General features: G+C 35.5%; 17 protein-coding genes. 3 read left to right on the top strand and 14 right to left on the bottom strand.

What is annotated here, in order from left to right; all coding sequences use genetic code 11:
- Nucleotides 1-131: 131 nt before the first annotated feature.
- The 9 genes from lpxB to Q8L85_02320 all read right to left on the bottom strand — a co-directional run bounded on the left by lpxB (nt 132) and on the right by Q8L85_02320 (nt 9,154).
- On the bottom strand, nt 132-1,307 hold the full coding sequence (gene lpxB, locus Q8L85_02360; GenBank protein MDP1723528.1) for a lipid-A-disaccharide synthase: 1,176 nt from the start codon (nt 1,305-1,307) through the stop codon (nt 132-134).
- Complete coding sequence (gene lpxI / locus Q8L85_02355; protein ID MDP1723527.1) at nt 1,304-2,122, bottom strand: UDP-2,3-diacylglucosamine diphosphatase LpxI; 819 nt, start codon at nt 2,120-2,122, stop codon at nt 1,304-1,306. The genes lpxB and lpxI overlap by 4 nt, the downstream gene beginning before the upstream one ends.
- Nucleotides 2,115-2,966, bottom strand: a complete 852-nt coding sequence (gene lpxA, locus Q8L85_02350) for an acyl-ACP--UDP-N-acetylglucosamine O-acyltransferase (protein MDP1723526.1) — start codon at nt 2,964-2,966, stop codon at nt 2,115-2,117. The genes lpxI and lpxA overlap by 8 nt, the downstream gene beginning before the upstream one ends.
- Nucleotides 2,963-3,445, bottom strand: a complete 483-nt coding sequence (gene fabZ / locus Q8L85_02345; GenBank protein MDP1723525.1) for a 3-hydroxyacyl-ACP dehydratase FabZ — start codon at nt 3,443-3,445, stop codon at nt 2,963-2,965. The genes lpxA and fabZ overlap by 4 nt, the downstream gene beginning before the upstream one ends.
- A gap of 1 nt (nt 3,446) precedes the next feature.
- Nucleotides 3,447-4,490, bottom strand: a complete 1,044-nt coding sequence (lpxD, locus tag Q8L85_02340; GenBank protein MDP1723524.1) for a UDP-3-O-(3-hydroxymyristoyl)glucosamine N-acyltransferase — start codon at nt 4,488-4,490, stop codon at nt 3,447-3,449.
- A 2-nt stretch (nt 4,491-4,492) separates the two neighbouring features.
- Complete coding sequence (locus Q8L85_02335; GenBank protein ID MDP1723523.1) at nt 4,493-5,104, bottom strand: OmpH family outer membrane protein; 612 nt, start codon at nt 5,102-5,104, stop codon at nt 4,493-4,495.
- Nucleotides 5,105-5,121: 17 nt separating this feature from the next.
- Nucleotides 5,122-7,428, bottom strand: coding sequence for an outer membrane protein assembly factor BamA (bamA, locus tag Q8L85_02330; protein MDP1723522.1), 2,307 nt, complete (start codon nt 7,426-7,428; stop codon nt 5,122-5,124).
- 196 nt (nt 7,429-7,624) lie between these two features.
- On the bottom strand, nt 7,625-7,936 hold the full coding sequence (locus Q8L85_02325) for a DUF952 domain-containing protein (protein ID MDP1723521.1): 312 nt from the start codon (nt 7,934-7,936) through the stop codon (nt 7,625-7,627).
- 147 nt (nt 7,937-8,083) lie between these two features.
- Entirely contained in the window at nt 8,084-9,154 is a 1,071-nt protein-coding gene (locus Q8L85_02320) for a hypothetical protein (GenBank protein MDP1723520.1), read from the bottom strand.
- 283 nt (nt 9,155-9,437) lie between these two features.
- Here Q8L85_02320 and Q8L85_02315 point away from each other — a divergent pair, with 283 nt between their 5' ends.
- A complete protein-coding gene (locus Q8L85_02315) occupies nt 9,438-10,925 on the top strand; it encodes a patatin-like phospholipase family protein (GenBank protein MDP1723519.1) in 1,488 nt (495 codons plus the stop codon).
- A gap of 409 nt (nt 10,926-11,334) precedes the next feature.
- On the opposite strand, the gene Q8L85_02310 is transcribed toward Q8L85_02315, so the two are convergent.
- From Q8L85_02310 to Q8L85_02290, 5 genes are all read right to left on the bottom strand, one after another.
- The gene (locus Q8L85_02310) at nt 11,335-11,742 is read right to left on the bottom strand and encodes a hypothetical protein (GenBank protein MDP1723518.1); all 408 of its coding nucleotides are present in this window, start codon (nt 11,740-11,742) and stop codon (nt 11,335-11,337) included.
- A 133-nt stretch (nt 11,743-11,875) separates the two neighbouring features.
- Nucleotides 11,876-13,045 carry a phosphoserine transaminase gene (locus Q8L85_02305; protein MDP1723517.1) on the bottom strand — a complete coding sequence of 390 codons (1,170 nt, stop codon included), beginning with the start codon at nt 13,043-13,045 and terminating at the stop codon, nt 11,876-11,878.
- A 304-nt stretch (nt 13,046-13,349) separates the two neighbouring features.
- Entirely contained in the window at nt 13,350-13,793 is a 444-nt protein-coding gene (locus Q8L85_02300; protein MDP1723516.1) for a MucR family transcriptional regulator, read from the bottom strand.
- Nucleotides 13,794-13,916: 123 nt separating this feature from the next.
- The gene (locus Q8L85_02295; GenBank protein ID MDP1723515.1) at nt 13,917-14,807 is read right to left on the bottom strand and encodes an AAA family ATPase; all 891 of its coding nucleotides are present in this window, start codon (nt 14,805-14,807) and stop codon (nt 13,917-13,919) included.
- A gap of 140 nt (nt 14,808-14,947) precedes the next feature.
- Entirely contained in the window at nt 14,948-18,244 is a 3,297-nt protein-coding gene (locus Q8L85_02290; protein MDP1723514.1) for an AAA family ATPase, read from the bottom strand.
- Nucleotides 18,245-18,563: 319 nt separating this feature from the next.
- On the opposite strand from Q8L85_02290, the gene Q8L85_02285 reads away from it, so the two are divergent.
- Together Q8L85_02285 and Q8L85_02280 are read left to right on the top strand one after the other, a co-directional pair.
- A complete protein-coding gene (locus tag Q8L85_02285; protein MDP1723513.1) occupies nt 18,564-20,180 on the top strand; it encodes a peptide ABC transporter substrate-binding protein in 1,617 nt (538 codons plus the stop codon).
- A 196-nt stretch (nt 20,181-20,376) separates the two neighbouring features.
- Nucleotides 20,377-20,721, top strand: a complete 345-nt coding sequence (locus tag Q8L85_02280; GenBank protein ID MDP1723512.1) for a hypothetical protein — start codon at nt 20,377-20,379, stop codon at nt 20,719-20,721.
- Nucleotides 20,722-20,811: the final 90 nt, after the last annotated feature.

The following is a 20,811-nucleotide window of genomic DNA, read 5'->3' as shown; positions in this document are numbered from 1 at the left end:
TGTATAAAGAATACACATCGCATGTCTCACTACTCATTTTCCTACCCACACTTTGAAATTGTTTGGGTATAATTATCTTATTATTATGAAAACTGAAACTATATAAGCATTTTAACGTCTATTAAGTCAAGTTAATAAACTTTTCCTAGAACACCTAAGATTGCATCAGCCGCTTTTTCACTTGGATTTGCACCATCTGCGCGCAACATTTTTAAAGAAATTTCTGTTTGCTCAAGTTGCTGTAATGCTTTTTTAGGGTTTTTAAGGATTGACTCAACAGAGAGCGCAATATTATCAGGGGTACAATTTTCCTGCAAAAATTCAGGAATAATCTCTTTATTTTGCAAAATATTAACAAGCGTAACATAATCAAGCGTTAATACACGTTTTGCGAGCATTGCCGTCAAAGGGTTTAAACGATACGCAACAACCATTGGTACTTTTGCAAGCGCAAGTTCTAAGGTGACTGTTCCGGATGCTGCAATGGCTACATTACACGCCGCCATCGCGTCATATTTTTGACTAACATCTTTAACAAAAACAACCTGATCATAAAGCATCCCTAATTCACGACGAAAAATCTGTTTTATTTGGGGTGTCAAATGAGGCAAACAAGGCACAATTGCTTTTGCTTGCGGATAAAAATAGGATAATTTTTCAAAACTTTTAGCAAAAATAGGCGCCAATCGATTGATTTCCATAACCCGACTACCTGGCAATATACCAATCAGTGGTATTGATGGATCAATCTTATATTTTTGTCTAAATCTTTCACCATCAGCTTGATCAGCACCTGACTCAAGAATAGAGTGACCTACAAAAGTCGTCGACAAATTATGCTCGGTAAAATAAGGCGGCTCAAAAGGCAAAAGAGTGAGCAAATGATCTAAGAAAGCAGCACATTTTTTAGCGCGTTCTTTATGATAGGCCCAAACAGAAGGCGCTACATAATGAATGATCGGAAAAGGATGTTTCTGAAGTTTTTTAGCGAGTCTAAAATTAAAACCAGGCGCATCAATTGTAATTAAAGCATCTGGTCGTTGAATTTTTATATGTTGTTCTGTTTCTTTTAAACGTCGCATCAATAAAGGCAATTTTGGCAGAACTTCAGTAAAACCCATAACGGATAAATCTGTCATGGGAAACAAAGACTGAAGACCAGCTTCTTGCATTGTCTCGCCACCGACACCAAAAAACTGAACTTGGCCATCCAATTTTTCATGTAAAGCTTTAAGTAAGCGACCGCCTAAAAGATCTCCCGATGCTTCGCCCGCAACAACGTATATAGATTTAACTTCATTTTTCACGATGCGGCTTTAACCCCAACAACAAACATATTGGATTTATTAGCGTAATCAATCACTTCATCTTTATTAATAATGATTGTACCTCGTGCTTCAATCGCAATACCACGAAGACCCGCTGCTTTCGCTTTTTTCAGCGTTTCAGGTCCAATTGTAGGTAAATCCGCACGATTATCTTGGCCAACTTTACGCATTTTCACAAGAATGCCTTCAACGCCATCGCGTTTCACACTGGCACAACGATCAATTAACGCATCCGTACCTTCAATGGCTTCAATGCCTAAAACCATGCCTTCTTGAACAACAACAGATTGACCAATATCCATAGGGGACATCTGCGTTAAAATTTCTTGGCCCTTTTTAATATCGCTTAAGGCTTGCGCATCAGGTTCAATTTGCCCCAAAGCACCTTCTGGCGCCAAAAGATCATCTAACAGATCTTGTGCAGCAACAACCTTGAAGCCATCTTTTTCAATTTCTTCAATAATCAATGTCAAAACGGCATTATCACCAAAACCACGTAAAGCCGCTTTTGCAAGAAGAGAGGCTGCACGCTTATCCATTTTAAGCGCACTAAAAGATGGTCTTTCAATTCTACCTGCAAAAACAACTTCAGTAACGTTTTCTTCCTTAAATTTTTCTAAAGTTGCGTTAATTTGCCCAAGACTAGACCAATAATGAGGACTCTTTTCAACACAATCAGGATCTGTCATCCCTTCAAATCCAATCACAAAATGATCGCGTTTGGTTTGTTGACAAGCTTGAATAATTTTTTTCGGTAGATTTCCACCACCGGCAATAATTCCTAATTTAGACATCTGACTCTTCTTCCTCTAAACCCTTAGGCTTACAAATGGGTCGTTTTGACGGCTCCATCACAAAATTGATAATTTCCATGACCAAAGCATTGCCTTTGAAAGTTTCAGCAGCATCACTTACGCGTTCATCCCATGAACCTTCTTTAGCGAATATAAGTCGATACGCATTCCGTAATGAATGGATAAGTTCACGGTCAAAGCCACGACGCCTTAGCCCAATCAAATTAAGACCATTTAAATGACCACGCTCGCCAATAACTGTTCCATAAGGAATAACGTCATAACCAACGCCAGCTAAACCTGCAATCATCGCATGATGACCAATGCGTACGAATTGAAGAACAGCTGCGAGCCCACCAATGTTTGCATAATCACCCACAATCACATGACCGCCAAGGGTTGCATTATTGGACATAATAACATTATTACCAATAGTACAATCATGCGCAACATGGCATGCAATCATTAACAAACAATTATTACCCACACGCGTCACCATACCGCCACCTTCAGTGCCAGGATGTAAGGTTGCGTGCTCACGAATAATATTATCTGTACCAATGATAAGTGTCGAAGGTTCGCCTTTATATTTTTTATCTGGCGTTTCAAAACCAATGGCTGCAAATGGATAAATTTTAGTACGCGCGCCAATATTTGTGCGTCCAACGATCACGACATGATGTAACACTTCAACATCATCACCCAAAACAACATGCGGCCCGATAATTGAATATGCCCCAATAGAGACACGTTCACCAAGTTGTGCTTGAGGATCAACAATTGCTGTTGGGTGTATATTTACGCTTGTATTTTTTGAAAAATCTGTTACTTGAGAAAAAGTCATTCTTTAATATCCACGATCATTGCTGAAAATTTACCTTCTGCAACCAATTTTTGTTCAACCATCACTTTTGCGCTAAACTTCCATACGCGCGCGCGATTTCTTTCTTTAATGACATGTATGCGCAAAGAATCGCCAGGTACAACAGGACGTCTGAAGCGGGCTTCTTCAACGGACATGAAATAAACAACTTTACCATCTGCTTCTTCGCCTAAGTGATGCATAACCAATACACCAGCGGTTTGCGCCATGGCTTCAATGAGAAGAACGCCAGGCATAACGGGGCGTGCAGGAAAATGCCCTTGAAAGAACGGTTCATTGATGGTCACATTTTTAATGCCTGTCGCCTCACCTTCTTTAATATCAACCAATCGATCAATAAGAAGCATAGGATAGCGATGTGGAATTAATTTCATGATGCGCTCTACACTGAGCGTCGAATGATTTTTCAAATCAATTGAATTTTCATTGTTTTCTGACATATTATGCGCCTTTAATTTTAGCCATTCGCCAAATTGCTAAAGTTTGTCGATGAAAATCTCTAATAGGAACTGCAGGTGCACCACACACAACGGCATTCTCTTGAATATCACGCATAATACCGCTTTGTGCAGCAATTTTTGCGCCACGACCAATATTTAAATGTCCTGTAAGACCTGCTTGTCCTCCAATTTGGACAAAATCAGCCAATTTCGTACTTCCTGATATACCCGCTTGAGAAACAATAATACAACCACGACCAATTTGCACATTATGACCCAGCTGTACTAAATTATCAATCATACTGCCAGCACCAATAATAGTATCTTCAAGGCTACCGCGATCAATTGTTGCATTAGCGCCTATTTCAGCACAATCTTCAATAATAACACGCCCTAATTGTGGCACACGCATCGCACGTTGAGGACCAGGCACAAAACCAAAACCAGTACGACCAATACGGGCGCCCATATGAATCACAACATAATTGCCAATCAAACTATGCGTAATACTTGCATTAGGACCTATATAACAATGGTGCCCCAATTGCACACCAGCCTCTACCACAGCATTAGCACTTATATTGCAGCAATCACCAATCGTAACATTCGACCCAATAACAACGCCTGCATCGATGCGACATGATCTTCCAATTTTGGCACTTGGATCAATAATTGCAGCTGGATGAATGGCTGATTCAGCATCTTCTTGAATATAGGGAAAAACCTCGTCCGGATAAAAAGCTTGTGCAATAAAAGCAAAACTTCTATATGGATCATCCGACAACAAAAGAGCAACATTTTTAGGTGCTGCACTTAAATCCTGAGGTCTTATAATAACAGCACCTGCTTTTGTATTCTTGAATGTTTCCATATATTTAGGATTATGAAAAAAAGCAATTGCATCCGTTTGCGCATTCTCAAGCGTTGCGAGATCTTTTATAATCTTTTCAGCATCAGTCGTATTTGCTAATTCAGCGTTACCAATCCGCGCTAAGTCCTTAAGACTTAAAGGACCACCATATTTAAAAAAACGGCTATCGGCCATAATTAACCTTTCACAGGAGGTATAGAAACCTTAACAGATGGCAATCTTTCATTAACAAGCTTTACAGCTTCTTCAGTTAAATCATGAACTTCATCAGAAATAAGCAAAGCACCTTTATCAAACACTGTTCCTAAGCTATGTTTCTTTTTAAGATCCATAACAATTTTCAATATTTCTTCTTTGACTTTTTTTTCAGCATCAGCTGAGGCCAAATCTATTTTTTTACGCATTTCTTCAAAACGCTTACGTGCTTCATCAACTTTACCTTGAAAACCTTTTTCAGCCTCGATATATGCTTCTTTACCAAGCTTCATTTTATCTTCAAGTTTTTCATGTTCTTTACGCAAATTCGTTTCTTGCTGAACAAAACTTTTTTGATATTCTTTTAATCTATTTTCACGATGTTGCTCGAATTCTTGTATTGCTTTAGCGCGATAAAAAACTTCATTCGCATCACAAACACCCATAGAAAATTTAGACGCTGTATGTACTGGAGCAGAAGCCACACTCGTTGTACTTGTTTGTTGAACAACTGGTTCATTAACAGCTGCAGCATGCGCCGAAATAAGCATCAAATTAGGTATTAATGCAGAAAGTATATATATTTTTTTCATTTTATCCTCATATCTAACTAAAAACGTGTACCAAAGCCAAATAAGACATATTTTTTCATATCGTGCTTATCCTTAAGCCAAGGTTTTGCAAAATCTATTCTAACGGGCCCCATTGGTGTTTTCCAAGTAATCCCTACTCCTGAAGATGCTCGCCATTTAAAATGGTTAAGAATACCAGGACCTTTTTCGACAGGTTTATCTAAAAAACCAATATCTGTAAAGATTCTTGCTGAAACGCCCAATTCTTCAGGCAACCCAATTGGGAATCTTATCTCTGCAGTACTCACCGAAGAACGTCGCCCACCAAGTGCATCATCATCATCAGAAAAAATATCGCGTGGTCCAATACCACCAACTTCAAACCCTCTGAAAGAATCACCACCCAAGAAGAAACGGTTATTAATATCCACCTTTTGATGAATACCCCGAATATAACTTAATTCGCCTGTTAAACTCAAGATAATATCATTGGTGATAGGCTGATAAAAACCTGTTGAGTTTGAAAACCGAACATAACGTGTGTTTCCTCCAAGCCCTGCAACATCTTGCGTTAAGCTAAGAAAGAATCCACGATTTGGTTCTACCCTATTGTCTCTATAATCAAAAGTAAGCGTATGCCCAATCTCTGAAATGACAGCACGTCTACGCTGCGATTTAACATAACGAGATGCAGATTCGTTAACATGATAAATTTTTGAACGACGTAAACCATAGGACCACATCTGCCCAATATGATCAGCTAAATCATACCCGAAACGCATATTTCCACCAGATGACATGATATCATATGAACTTTGCTTAGAATTATTCGTACGCGAATGGAAGAAATCCACACCTGCCAAAAGATCACGCTCTAAAAAATAAGGCTCAGTAAAAGAAACGTTAAAATTTTTGCTTCTTTTAGAGACAGTCACTGCACCACCAACTTCTTGACCACGTCCTAAAAAATTAGATTCTTTAAGTTCGACCTTCCCTAAAATACCTTCATTTTCAGAAAAACCACCGGCAATGTTGAAATCAAGCGTTCTTTTTTCTTGAATATCTACTTTAATAATTGTCTGATCAGGCTTTGACCCTTCTTCATGATCAACTTTAACGTCTTCAAAGATACCGACATGTTCCAGTCGTTTTTTACTATCTTTAAGCTTCGATACATTAAAAGCATCACCTTCTGCAAGCAAAAACTCACGACGTATCACTTTATCCAAGGTTCTAAAATTATTAACAATATCGATCTTTTCAACAAAAACCTTTGGTCCCTCGCCTATCTCATAGATAATATCTATCTTTTTATTAACACGATCAAGCTCTGTACGTGGTTTTACATCAACAAACGCATAGCCCATTTCACCAGATTTTTCAGTCAGTAATGAAATAGTCGCATTCACTTCTTCAGCGTTATACCAAGTGCCAACTTTTGTATAAACGTCCTTTTTAAGCATTTCGCCTGGAATCTCTTTAATCTGAGACTCCACTTCAACCTTATTAACTTTGTACCGGCTTCCCTCTTCAATCGTAAAGGTAATATAAAAACCATCTTTTTCAGGCGCAAGCTCAGCAATCGCTGATTTTATACGAAATTCAGGATAGCCCATTGCCAAATAATATTCGCGTAACAATTCTTTATCATATTCAAGACGATGGGGATCGTAAATGTCATCAGTTGACATAATGCGCCACCAAGCTGATTCGCGTGTCTTAATAATTTCTTTCAGTGTTGCAGTTGAAAAATGTTTATGTCCCAGGAAACTAATACGTCGTACTTGCGTCACCTTACCTTCATTAATCTTGAAAACAAGATCAACACGATTTTGAGGAAGTTCAATAACGTAAGGCTCAATTTTTGCAGCATAACGACCATTTTGACGATAAATTTCAACCAAACGCTCCACGTCGCTTTGAACTTTACTGCGTGTATAAACAACACGCGGTCTTAATTGCAATTCATTTTTAAGACGTTCTTCTTTAAGCTTACTATTTCCTTCAAATGCAATACGATTAATAACTGGATTTTCTTTAATTTTCACCCTAATCGTTTCTCGATCAACATCAATATTCACATCTGCAAAAAGCTCTGTTGCAAACAATGCTTTTAAGGAAAGATCAATCGCATTACGATCAACAGATTCGCCCTTTTTAAAAGTTAAATAGGATAAAATTGTTTCTTTAGGAATGCGTTCAACACCTTCAACCTCAATTGAACCCACAAACATATGGTTTTCGGATACTTCTTGATTAAAATCATCGCCCATTCGCGCATTAACATCTGTCAAGAAAAGGAAAAAAAGCAGCAAAACGAATTGCTTGGCTTGAAAAAACTTCACACTAAACCTCATAATAGATAAGTCGGTAGCTTAAAACTAAACTCAATAATTTTTTAAGACTTTGCGATTCTATGAAGAGATTCGCTTTTTGGCAACCTCTTTCGTTTAAAAAGGTATAAAAAATTGTATTTTATTTAATTTCACGTACAGAAAAATGGATAAGCCTCTTTTTATTTTTACGTTTAGAGCGATTGCATTAATCGATATTAATAACATTCACGACGTCTTGAACATCAAAATAGCCACCATAAAGATGTGGGTATTGCTCGCCATTAGGAACATTACTTTCAAACTTAAGCGTTCCTGCTATTTTAGCTGCATAAATTTCCAGAACGACAACTTTTTGGCCAGGAAAAAACTTTTGAATAATTTTAGGATATTGTTCTTTAGTTGAAAAATGCATATACCCATCTTCACGATCAAGTGGATTTCCAACAAATTTTTTATTTTTATTGAATTCATCAAATTCTTCCAATGTTAGAATTTTATAAATCATTGGATGTGACATATTAAACCTTTTATTAAGATTAAATTTTCATAAGATAGTCATAAATTATATACTAAAAAAATATTCAAAAATCAATAAGATCGCAACCTTACAACACCATATTTTCAACGGGGCCATTTAAAAATTCAAATGACCCCTATTCGTTTATTATTCAGAAGCAATAGCTTCTATCCTAACAGTAGAGTAATACCGATTAGGAATATGCCATTTTATACACATCGATCCTCTCGGAAAAGATTTTGTTGAAACACATGAAAAACCATTAATCTCAAATTTTTCACGAAGAATTTTTAATATTTTAGTACTATGATTTACTACAACAGGGAAAATATAATCCATTAATATCGTGAATTCTTCCTCAGAAAGATCTTCAAAAAATTCAGACCCACATTTATACATATGTTCAAAGTAAGCGCGGTTCTTCTTCCCTAATGGAGAACTCACAAGCCAAGCTATGCTACTTTCAACAGCTTCAAGCTTATCTGATAAGGGCTCTTTCACGATTTTTGCATCTTGACTTGTCAGTGAATCCGCACGCATTTCGAAAAAAACTTTACCATTTGGATTTAATACACCAAAAAGATTTCTTAACCATGTCCAATCAAGATTTTCAAAATCTTTTCCTGCAAACAAACAATCTCCTAAATACTCAATCACAATTTTATCAACCTTAAGGCCAAAAGGAAGTTCGTTTAGTGTAAAAACATCACCCTTAAGATGAACATAATCATTCACCTCATATGTATATGGATCTCTCATTCTATCATTTACATCTAAAAAAAGTGTATTTTCAGGATACACTTCCATGGGACTCGTGATGTTCCTTCTTTGATAATCCAAAGCTTCCTTCTTATTTTGAAAAGAAAAACCATCTTCAAAATGATAATGAACAATATTTAAAGGATCTAAAATTAATCTTGGTATTTTATATATATGCTTATTCTTTTTTTCTCTTTCAGTGAGAATTTCGCCATTACTTGTTACATATTCTTTACGATAATCACCCATTTGACAGCATGATCCAAAAAAATGTGCCTCTGATCCTAAAATGCCTGCACCTATAACCAAAGTATTTATTTTTTCTGGATCAAATTTCCTTGAAATTTTTAAACCTTCAGATGTCGCATTAAATTGATCTATTTGTTCTTGATCTAGCAAAGTTGCTAATGAAGAAAAAGAACAACTTAATAAACCAATCGTTAAAAAAAAATTTCTCATTTAAACTTCCTTGTTTTTTAAATTAAACAAAATATATACAATTAAAAATTGTTCACGTCAATATAAAAACTTGTATTTTTTTTATAATTAACAAAAAATAATATTTATTATTTTAATAATATAAATTTGATTATTGAAAAAAATATTTCGACATAAAATTACTTAATTCATATAAGAAATTAATTTTATTTGAAAATTATATAATTTATGTCTGCATATCTCACTTTTAGAATGTCTTATTTTTTGATCAAATAACAAAGACAATCCATTTAGAGAGGCACCGATGAAATCAAAAATAAATTTAATGACTATAATTTTTTTTGTATTATTTTCTGTTTCAACGCATGAAGTTGAAGCGGGTAAAAAAGTAAAACAAACAATAGAAGATAGTGATATTGCTGAAAAACCCGGTTGTTTTTCATGTTTCAGAGGCCTATTTGGAGGTTCCAAAAAAAATAATGATATAGAACTAAACGAAATCGACATTGGTACAGGATCCGATCAAATTATATCGGTTTCTCATAACGAAAAAGATAATGATACAAGTGAAGAAGATGATAATCCACCACCTTATGCACCACCTTTAGTTCCACCTGCAAATCAATCAAGCTCAAGCAATGATCACAAAATTGATATTGCTCCTATAATAGCTTTTCAAAACACCCTATTCAAAACACATGAATGTATGCAGGATTGCAATCAAAAAGTATTTGTTTTATCTCTTGATGGCGGTGGCATAAGGGGTGTTATATTAGCACGCATCTTGATACATATTGCAGACATGATGAATGTTCCTATTAATCAACTTTTTAATCTCATCGCTGGAACATCAACTGGTGGATTAATCGCCTTGGCTTTATCAATGCCTGATACTGATAATCCTGCGTTAGCCCGTTTTAATCCAGACATGATTCTTAAGCAATATTTAACAAAAAAAGAAGAAATCTTCAAAAAAAGAAGTATTATTCATTTGCCTGGCATTCTTGAATCTATGTACGATCCAAGTGGCATCGAAACTTTTTGTAAAGAGACTTTTACTGACCATACCAAATTGTCGCAACTTTTAGTGCCCGCTTTTGTAACCGCCTTTAATGATACAGACAATAATTTAGAAATTTTTGGAAGTCATTCTGCATTTTTGAGCGATGCAAAAAATGAACGAGTATGGAAAGCAGGACGAATAACATCAGCCGCTCCTTTTTATTTTACATCAGTACTTGAGGATGGAGATATATATCGAGATGGCGGACTTTCCGCCAACAACCCATCAGAAATTGCATTGGCTGAAATTAGGCGTTTATTTCCAAACAAAGCATTTGAAGATATTATTGTAATATCAATAGGAACAGGTGAAAATATCAATGATAAAATTAAAATTGATTTAACAATCCCTGACATACAAAAAATTATTAAACAATTTGAACAAGGTCAATTAGCAGCCGTTGACAGAACAATGGAAAGTTTCTTAGGTAACAATTACATTCGTATTCAAACAGAATTAATTGGCGATCTTAAAACAGATGATATTAGTGATGACTATACCCAGATGATGCTTGACCGTGCAGCACTAACAATTTCTAAAAATGAAGCGCAATTTGAGCGACTAAAATCGCTATGGTTTGCGCAATACAAAGATACTGGAGCATATAAACATATATCACCCTATGACGAATGGCAAAAAATTCAACGCGACGTCATGGAAGCTGAAGGTTTTCAATCAGCCAACTTAAATCAAATTCAAGAAGCGTATTATAAAAACCATCTTGAATAAACCTAATCAATCTACGGAACAAAAAATGAAATTGCTTCGGTTTTTACATCTCCCCTTGTGGGAGAGGTCGGCGCGCAGCGACGGGTGAGGGGTATCTAAAGCGTTTACAAAGAGCAACACCATCATGCCATAATCTAAGCATTGCCAAACAAATACTCATCTCTCCAAAATTGTAAAATACCCCTCACCCGCTCCCTTTGGTCGCGACCTCTCCCACAAGGGGAGAGGTGAAAAAAACCCTTCTTTTGGAAGGCTTTTGGTAAAAAATTGTTTTCACTTCTTAGAAATAAGTTGCGGAGTGTGAGAGCAGGACAGTTAAAAATGGGCTTAATTTCATTTTTTGTCCCATAGATTGAATGCGCACAGATGGTATTGCTACCTAACGTAGCAACCCCGTCTTCAGTTTTTTCTATTCTTTTTTTGCTTTAAGATCCTTCATATCTTTTTTCATTTCTTTTATTTTAGCATCTTTTTTTACCCTAACTTCCTCCGCCTTCTTTTTCATTTCTTTTATTTTTGCATCTTTTTTTACCCTAACTTCCGCCACCTTCTTTTTCACTTCTTTTATTTTTACATCTTTTTTTACCTTAACTTCATCCACCTTCTTTTTCATTTCTTTTATTTTAGCATCTTTTTTTACTATCTTAGCTGTATCATCTTTTTTGATAGTTTTTGTTGTAACGTCTTTTTCCACGACACTGCCTGTATCATCCTTTTTTGTAACTTCTGTTGTCATTTCAGTTTTCTCTTCAGCTGCATATACATTTTGTGACAAAACGAACAAAGCAGCAATTAAAATTGAAATATTTCTAAACATGATTTCTCTCCCCTATATTTAATTATCTAATTTTATTATACACTATTATTAACTAATAAATAATTACATTTTAAATGCTAGAAACAAACTTACGAATTATAAATATCTTCAGGAAATAGAAACGCGTTGATTATTAATGCTGAATTTCAAAAACTGAAGCAAAAGCCCACTCAATCCATGGTAATAAAAGCGCCATATTACTTGGATCTATCGTTGGACCTCCCCACAATCGAATGCAGGGGTCACCAAAAGCATGACCCTTAATATCAAAGGCCACATTTTCATCTTCTAATAATTTTGCGATCCTAGCAATTTTACTAAATTGTTCTTCCCTATTCAAAACCAGGAATTTTTTATCAATTATATTAAGACAAATTGATGTGGGTGAACGTGACTCAATTTTTTGAGCACTAAAAGCAATCCAGTTTTTATCTTTAACCCAATTTGAAACGATATCGAGCGATGTTGCACTTCGTTTTTTCGTAGCCTCAAGACCCCCTATAGAAATCATCCAATTGAGCGCATCAATAGCATCTTCGATAACCAGAAGAGACGGCGTATTGATTGTGTCGCCTTCAAAGATTTTTCTATTAATTTTACCATTTTGAGTCAATCTAAAAAGGCGCGGCATTGGCCAAAGAGGTGTATAAGACTCAAGTCTTTTTTGGGCTTTTGGACTCAGCACAAGAATGCCATGTTGTGCCTCTCCGCCCATGCATTTTTGCCATGAAAAACTTGATGCATCCAATTTATGCCATGGAATATCGACGGCAAAAACAGCAGACGTAATATCACATAAAGTGAGCCCTTCTCTATTTTCTGCAATCCAATTGCTATCTGGCACGATAAGACCAGAAGTCGTTCCATTCCAACAAAAAACAATATCGTGGTTTGAATTGGTTTGTTTGAAATCTGGCAAATAACCTTTTGGACCTTCAATAATACAAACATCAGGTAGTTTTAATTGGGTCGTAATATCGACTTGCCAAACCTGCCCAAAAACATCCCAGACAAGAACATCGACTGGCTTTGGACCTAACAATGACCACAGACATGTTTCAAATGCACCCGTATCGGATGCTGGTGTTAAAGCAATCAAATAATCATCCGGAATTTGCAAAAGCTGTCTTGTTTTTTGGAGCACTTCATTGATTTTAGCTTTTGCCGATATTGATCGATGTGAACGTCCCAACGCCGCATTTTTAAGGACATCAGCCGTCCAACCTGGTCTTTTAGACGTGGGACCAGAGGAAAAAAAAGGACATAATGGTTTTTGTTTTGGCTTTGGAATTATGGGCATCATGCTTATATCTCGATATCATTGCAATTAAATATACATAATTTAGTCTTGATTAACAACGCACATTCAATTGTAAAGGAAAACGATAGATTTTGAATAATTGTTAGGGAGATTTTAAAAGAGGGAAAAAGAATTTAAGAAAATATATAATTTTGAAAGAATCATCGCAACAAACGACTAGGTATGTCATACGGGGTTACCCATATAGCACCTTATACTCTTAAGCTATAATAACTTAAGAACCCTAGCCGTCTGAAAGACGAAAAGTATATTAAAATAGTACACTTTAAAATATAAAAACAAAATTTTACCCTTGGTTTCTTTTACGTCCTAATCCGATATCTTTAGCAAATTGTGAACGTCGAATAGCGTAATTCGGTGCAACCATAGGATAATCCGACGGTAAACCCCATTTTGCACGATATTCTTCAGGAGATAATTTGTACGCTGTACGAATATGACGTTTCAACATTTTGAGTTTTTTGCCATCTTCTAAACAAATAATATAATCATCAGTAATAGATTTTTTGATGGGAACTGCTGGTCGTTGGTCTTTGTTATACACACCATCTTCAAAACCCGCCTCAATTTGGCGCAAAGAATCGTAAATGGTTCGAATAACATCTGCAATTTGTTCTGCAGGTAATATGTTATTGCTTAAATAAGCAGAAGCTATCCCAGACGACATTTTGAGCATGTCGCTGTCAGCTTCTAACTTGGGCTTGATGTCGTCTACATAAAATTCATTCATTTCATTTATCCTTACAATTAATGTTTAACACTTATGAAAGTGTAGTAAATAACAATAGATATGTCAACAAAAAAAAGAAATTATTCTTAATTTCGAATAAAAAAAATTTTTCTAATGTTTTTGCTATCTATTTACAAAAGTAGAATAACTTTCTAAAAAGACAAGGCTTTTGTCCAAATGCAATATTTCAGTTTTATAAAATTTTTCTGGTAATGACGCAATACATTGATTTCTTTTATATTCTATATTAGAAAAGCAAGAAGATTTACAAATTAAATCTTTATTTTTTTGAACTTGCAAACTCATAAAAAGAGATTTAAAAATTTCATATAAAGGAGGCACTTCAATTATTTTCTGAATAAGTACACCGAAATTAATAAAATCAACTTCATTTTTATTCAACAAAGTTTGAAGATTTTTAAATAAATCTATCCCTTGATATTTTTCGAGTGTCAAAAATTGTCCTGGCACTCCTTTTAAAAGATCATATAAAGACGCATAAAAAGGTAAAATAGACGGCATTTTTGATTCTATAATGTCTTTTGTTGTTTCATAAGACAGATAGTGAAATCTCAATTGAACACATCTTGATTTGATTGTCTTTAAAACACTATATGGCTTGTGCGATATTAGAAAAAAAATTGTTTTTTCAGGCGGGTCTTCTAATATTTTCAAAAGCGCATTGCTTGCATTAATATTAAGTGCATCAATTGTATCAATAAGACAAAAACGATATTGCGCATTAAAAGAGGTTAAGTTTAAAAAATCTATTAACTTTCGAACATCCTCAATATTTATACTCGCATCCTCTGATCTAAGCTGAAAAAAATGGGGATGCGCAGATAAATCAGTTTCATTATCTTTTTGCAATATATTTCTGACAAAATTTACGGCAAGACTTGCCTTGCCAACCCCTCTAGGTCCTGTAAAAAGCCATGCATGTGGCATCTGTTCATGCGCAAAAGCATTTTCCAATATTAACTTATTATGATTATGACCTAAAATTTCTATCACGATAATGCACATTCCTTAAAATGCAGTTTTAATAAAACTGTCTTAAAATGACATTTATAAGAAAATCACACAAGTACTTTATTCATGAACTAAGACTAAGAAAACAGGAGGGAACAAGCCCCTCCCCTCTCTTGATTCGCTTATTTAGATTGTTGAATAAATTTATGGATAGCAATAAGATTAGGCGCAACAGTAAAACCTTCTGTAAAGCTATTATAAAGAATATCCATCTCTGGTATGATTTCTTTTTCTCGATTGCATGTTTTCATAAACTCATAAAAAGATACATAAGTGGATGCTTCAAAAAACTTAGACTCACTATTTTTTGCAATCGTCAAAGATTCACGGAATAAGCTTTCCGCAATTTTTTCACTTCCTTTTTGCAGCGCATGAATTTCTGCCTTTACCCTAAAAATATGACTGTCATACATATGAATATCAAGTTTTTCACCACAAAGAAGCGCTTCATCCGTTAATCTAAGAGCCTCGTCAGCATCACCAACCAAAGTTTTAACTTGTGCAAGCATGGCAAGCTGATATGGAACACCTTGCTCCGATCTTGTAGCACGATATTCAACGATGCCTTCTTCCATTTCTTTAATATGGATTTTTGCTTCATTTATAAAATCAGCGCCTGTTTTAGATTTTTGAGCTTTCATAATTTGTGCCCAACCTAAAATAACTTGGCTCCAACTTTTCCAATACATAAACTTTCTTTCTGTTGCAAATTCAACAGCAAGTTTTGCATATTTTTCTGTTTTTTCAATGTCTTTAAGGGTTTGAAAAAAAGCTGCAGCGACACTATAAGCATAACAAATATCAAACGGATAGTTCAGATCATTTGCGTAATCAATAGCTTCTTGTATCTGCGTTAACGCCAATTCAACGGAACCCAGGATTAAGTTATTCCAAGCTAAAATTGAAAGCCCAGCAACTTTTGGATTTGCGCCAGTGCCAAAAATAAAAGCATGTTCTTTATGCAAGACTGGATCATAAATTTCAATTGATCGATCTAGATATTTTTTGCCCTGCTTGAAGTCACCTTGAAATAAAAGCGTATGACCTAATGCACGATAAGCCTCAAGTTTTAAAGCCTGATCTTGAAGTTGACGTGCCATACCAAGCAATTGCTCTGCATATTTTCGTGAGGTACTTAAAGGACCACGAATAACAAAAAATTGCTGTAATCCTCTGAGGATAGGAATCAAGTAAACTGTATCACTTGTCTTTTGGCATAGATTGTAAGCTTTCAAAAGGGCTTTTTCAACTTCATCAGCACCAGCACCTTTAAGCGCCATAAGAGGAACACAAATCGCTGCACGTAAGGGTAATTCACGAATATCACGACCCTGCCCAGGAGGGAGCATGCCGATCAATTCAATACCTTTTTCTAAATGCGCAATCGCTTCATGATGTGTAGAATATTTATTTGCGCGATTACCAGCCATTAACCAATATTGAGCTGCTTGATCAATAAATCCTGCTTGCGTATAATGCAACGCAATAATTTCTGGATGCGTTAAAACCATACCTGGAAAATGCTTTTCATACATTTCAGCAACTTCAGCATGATAGGCATATCTTTTAGACTTTGGAATTGATAAATAGGCCGTTTCTTGAATCAATGCATGTTTAAATACATACAAAACATCAGATGGCGTTTCATTTTCAACTAAAACCCCAGCATTCACAAGCTGCTTCAAATATTCTTGTAAACGTGCATCATCATAACCCGATAAAATGCGTAAGTAATTTAAGGATAATGTGCGTCCAAAAACTGAAGATAATTGAGCCAATGATTTAGCTTTGCCAAGTAAATCAAGTCGTGCTGTTAAAGAATCACGTAATGTTGACGGAATTGTTAGGCTTGTTAAAGAGCCTTTAAAAACATATTTGCCATCTTCAAGAATAAGAGCACCCGTTTCAACGAGCGCAAGCGCAAGCTCTTCAACAAAAAGAGGAATACCATCCGTTTTTGAAACAATATACTCTACTACTTCATTAGGAACAGTTTTAAAGCCAAGCAGCCCTTGAACCATCGTTTTCGTTTCATTGGGCGTTAAGCGATTCAAATTAATGTGCGTTATATTAGAATTCTTAATCCAGGAAGGTTGATATTCTGGACGGAAGGTTAAAAGCACCATAATACGGTGAGACCCAAGATTTTGAACAAGATAGTTTAAAAGATCTAAGGTTGATGGATCTGCAAAATGTAAATCTTCGATAACAAAAACAACAGGCTTATCATTGCTACGCATTTGAAGCCAGGAAACGACAGACGCTGATATTTTGTCTTTTAAATCACCAACAGATAAGTTCTGGGCTGAATCAGTAAGTGATCGTCCTTCCATTGACATTAAATTATAAAGAAGCGGCAATAATTCTTTTTGAGGCAATCCCAATCTTTCAGCAGAATCGGACGCAATATTGATAAGGTCTTCATCACTAGACGCTACATTAAGCTCGTTATACCTAAGCCATAAATCTGTTAATGTATAAAAGGCACTATTTTGTGTTACATGGTTACATATACCTTGAAACCACAAAACTTCATCTGGATCTAAACTGTCTTTAAATGCCTGAACAATACGTGATTTACCAATACCTGCTTCGCCTGAAATAAGGACGATTTTAGGTATTTTTTGTTTCACTTGCGTCCAATTGTCTACAACCTTATTAAGCTCTCTAACCCTACCAGTAAGGGGCGTTAAATCACCTAACAAAGAATCCGAAGAATGTTTTTTTGAAACAACTTTAATAAGCTCAAAGGACGTTTTGTATTTATCGAAAAAATGTTCACCCAGTGAAAAAGTTTCAAAATAATTATGCGTTAATTTGTTTGTTACTTGACTTATTATTATTGCACCAACGGGCGAAAATTTTATCATTTCCTCCGCTTCATCAAAAACACGACCATGCATTTTTTGCGGCTTATCATCACTACCTTTTTCAGTAATAACAGCTGACCCCGTATTAACGACAAACTGCATAGAATTTCTATCCTGTACAGACAACGTTAAAAAGATTTTGAGCAATGCATCAATGGCGTGTTTCGCATCATCTTTATTAACTTTTGGATAACCATAATAAGCAACAAAACCATCATCGCTCAAATAATCAAATAAGCCCGACCGTTCATAAATCGATGTTTTAATTAATGATTTTTTTGATTCATCTAATATCGCTTTATTTAAAAATTTTACACGTAAAATTGTTACTTGACGCTCTTCGGTAAAAGGAAGCTGGGCAACATTATTCGGATCATATGGCATATCAACAGGCATTGGCACGTCATCTGCTGGCACTACCTTTACTAATGGCTTAGCGATTTCTGCACCACATGAGGGACAAAAACTAAATTTTAAAGAAATAATTGCCCCACAGACGTGGCAAAATGAATTATTTTCTGATGAAACAACTTTAAATCTTTCAGACACATTAGGCTCCCAAATAGTGAATTGCATTCTGATTAGACATCAAAGCTGCTTTTTGCGCAAGATAGAGTTTAATTATTTTTCTTAGGAAAACAAAATGAGCCTTAAATCAAAATATGGCAGCAATCCTTTTAAAAGAATTACTTAAATATATTTTAATAAAAATATGTAACACAAAGTATATTTATAGAAAAAAATTCATAATTTTTTTATTAAAAAAATAAAAAAAACATTTGCAATAATCTTTGTTTTTTGGTATAAGACTTATGCGTAGTTTGAAGCTAACGTGTCCCCTTAACATTGAACCTTATACGGAGGCAGAATGCATAAGCGAGTTTTGGCAAAATTGAGCCTAACCCTTATAGTTTTAACGTGTTATTGCAGCTTTCAATCATTGCGTGATTCGTTTGCCTCAGAAACACATTCTACACAACATTTACGTAGAAGTATTCAATCATCACCAGACACTCTTGATCCACATGTTGCTTTAGGCATACACCCCTTAAGTGTTTTGCGTGATTTATATGAAGGGCTTACAAATGCCTCTGCAGATAATGAAGCATTACCTGGTGTTGCAACAAAATGGGACATCAGTGAAGATCGCAAAAAATATACTTTTCACCTTCGACATGACGCGAAATGGTCTGATGGAACACCTGTCACGGCTGAACATTTCGTTTTTGGTTGGAAACGTGCCCTTGACCCTAAAACCACTTCGCCCAAAGCAGACCTTATCTATATAATTGAAAATGCTGAAGAAATTGTAAAAGGCACAAAAAAAATTGATGATTTAGGCATCAAAGCAATCGATCCCTATACCTTTGAAGTTACACTCCGCAATCCCTATCCTTATTTTTTAAACCTTTTAACACATAGCATTTTCTTTCCTCTTTTGCCTTCTCAAATAGAAAAATATGGCCAAAACTTTGCAAAACCTGGCATTATGGTTTCTAATGGCGCCTTTACACTTGAGGAATGGCAACCCCAAAGCAAAATTTTACTTAAAAAAAATCCGCATTATTGGGACCAGGAAAACGTAAAATTAACGAATGTTTCTTTTTACCCCATCGAAGATCAAAATGCTTTGTTTAAACTTTATCGCGCTAACGATATCGATTTCACCTATATCATCCCTGATTCACAATATGATTTCGTGCGTAAAAATTTTCCAAACGAATTTAAAGGCGGTTCTTACCTTACAACAGCAGGCATAGGGTTCAATTTAACACGACCACCCTTTAAAGATAATCTTAAGCTTCGTGAAGCTTTATCTCTTGCCATTAATCGAGAATTTATCTGCGAACGTATTACTAAAACCGGTGAAATTCCAGCTTATTCTTGGGTTGACCCTTCTATCAAAGAAATTAATGCACCTTCTTTTTCTTACAAAAACATGACGCAAGCAGAACGATTAAAGCTCGCCAAAAAATTATACAAGGAAGCTGGCTACTCTAAAGAAAAACCACTTGAAGTTGAATTACGCTACGACACGAATGATAATCACAAAAAACTAGTTTTAGCCATTTCAACCATGTGGAAAGATTTAGGCGTTAAAACACACCTTGTTAACGAAGAACTCAAAGTATTTCTTCAAAATCGTCAACTAAAACAAGTCACTGAAGCCTTTCGTAATTTTTGGAATCTTGATTATTTTGACCCATTTAGCTTTACGCAACTTTATCTCTCTTATTCAGGCATGAATACAAGCGGGTATAATTGCACAGCTTATGACGATCTATATAAAAAAGCGATGGCATCTGCTGAATCACAAGAAAGAGAAGAAAGCCTATACAATCTTAGTAAAATGGCATTAGAAAGCCACGCTCTTCTTCCCATTTTTCACTCTGTAACCAAACGACTTGTAAAACCATGGGTTGAGGGATACGAACACAATTCATTGGATATAGTCTACTCAAAAAACCTTAGTATTAAAAAATAAATCTTTTTTTTAAAGTGACTCCTGTCAGGAGTCACTTCCTCCCCTTCAAAAATCACAGTTAATACATCTATCTAATATTAATCCTCATCTTTTCCTCTTAATAAATTCTTAACCTTTATATCCTATACTAGGTTTAAGAAGACATGAATGGTTCATGTGAATCTAAACAAGATAGCGATAAATTTAGGAGGAAGAAATGACCAAGGCATCAACAATTTTAATGACATTATTCGCTGTTTTTTTTCTAGTCGTAGGACCGATATCAGTAACAGTAGCTGATCAACCTACAACACAAAAAGTAGAAACAGCAAAAGAAGAATCTAAAGGTGTATGGGGTTGGATTAAGGATAAAGCCATGTGGGTAGGCACTTCCATCAAAGACGGTGCTGTTTATGTTGGCAGCGCGATCGGCAATGGATTTAGCGCCGCTTGGCATTGGATATGGCCATCGAAAAAAGACGATAAAAAGAACGATGCAACAAAAGCAACAACACCAACCATGAAAATGAGTGACGAGCCACGACCCATGTCGGTGAAATAATTTGGGCATCACCCAAAATAATGGCAAATGACTTAAAACCAAATGCCTTGGAAAACAAAGGGGATCCCTCCCCTTTGTTCTTTTTTTTTA

This window comes from Alphaproteobacteria bacterium, from assembly GCA_030680745.1.
GTDB lineage: Bacteria > Pseudomonadota > Alphaproteobacteria > JAUXUR01 > JAUXUR01 > JAUXUR01.
Note: the sequence above shows the minus strand (reverse complement) of the source record. Positions and strands in the feature narration are given on the sequence as shown.

Bases quoted from the DNA above. Each gene is read 5' to 3' on its own strand.
- lpxI (MDP1723527.1), bottom strand. From the start codon at position 2,122: ATGTCTAAATTAGGAATTATTGCCGGTGGTGGAAATCTACCGAAAAAA.
- lpxA (MDP1723526.1), bottom strand. From the start codon at position 2,966: ATGACTTTTTCTCAAGTAACAGATTTTTCAAAAAATACAAGCGTAAAT.
- fabZ (MDP1723525.1), bottom strand. From the start codon at position 3,445: ATGTCAGAAAACAATGAAAATTCAATTGATTTGAAAAATCATTCGACG.
- lpxD (MDP1723524.1), bottom strand. From the start codon at position 4,490: ATGGCCGATAGCCGTTTTTTTAAATATGGTGGTCCTTTAAGTCTTAAG.
- Q8L85_02335 (MDP1723523.1), bottom strand. From the start codon at position 5,104: ATGAAAAAAATATATATACTTTCTGCATTAATACCTAATTTGATGCTT.
- Q8L85_02325 (MDP1723521.1), bottom strand. From the start codon at position 7,936: ATGTCACATCCAATGATTTATAAAATTCTAACATTGGAAGAATTTGAT.
- Q8L85_02320 (MDP1723520.1), bottom strand. From the start codon at position 9,154: ATGAGAAATTTTTTTTTAACGATTGGTTTATTAAGTTGTTCTTTTTCT.
- Q8L85_02315 (MDP1723519.1), top strand. From the start codon at position 9,438: ATGAAATCAAAAATAAATTTAATGACTATAATTTTTTTTGTATTATTT.
- Q8L85_02310 (MDP1723518.1), bottom strand. From the start codon at position 11,742: ATGTTTAGAAATATTTCAATTTTAATTGCTGCTTTGTTCGTTTTGTCA.
- Q8L85_02305 (MDP1723517.1), bottom strand. From the start codon at position 13,045: ATGATGCCCATAATTCCAAAGCCAAAACAAAAACCATTATGTCCTTTT.
- Q8L85_02300 (MDP1723516.1), bottom strand. From the start codon at position 13,793: ATGAATGAATTTTATGTAGACGACATCAAGCCCAAGTTAGAAGCTGAC.
- Q8L85_02285 (MDP1723513.1), top strand. From the start codon at position 18,564: ATGCATAAGCGAGTTTTGGCAAAATTGAGCCTAACCCTTATAGTTTTA.
- Q8L85_02280 (MDP1723512.1), top strand. From the start codon at position 20,377: ATGACCAAGGCATCAACAATTTTAATGACATTATTCGCTGTTTTTTTT.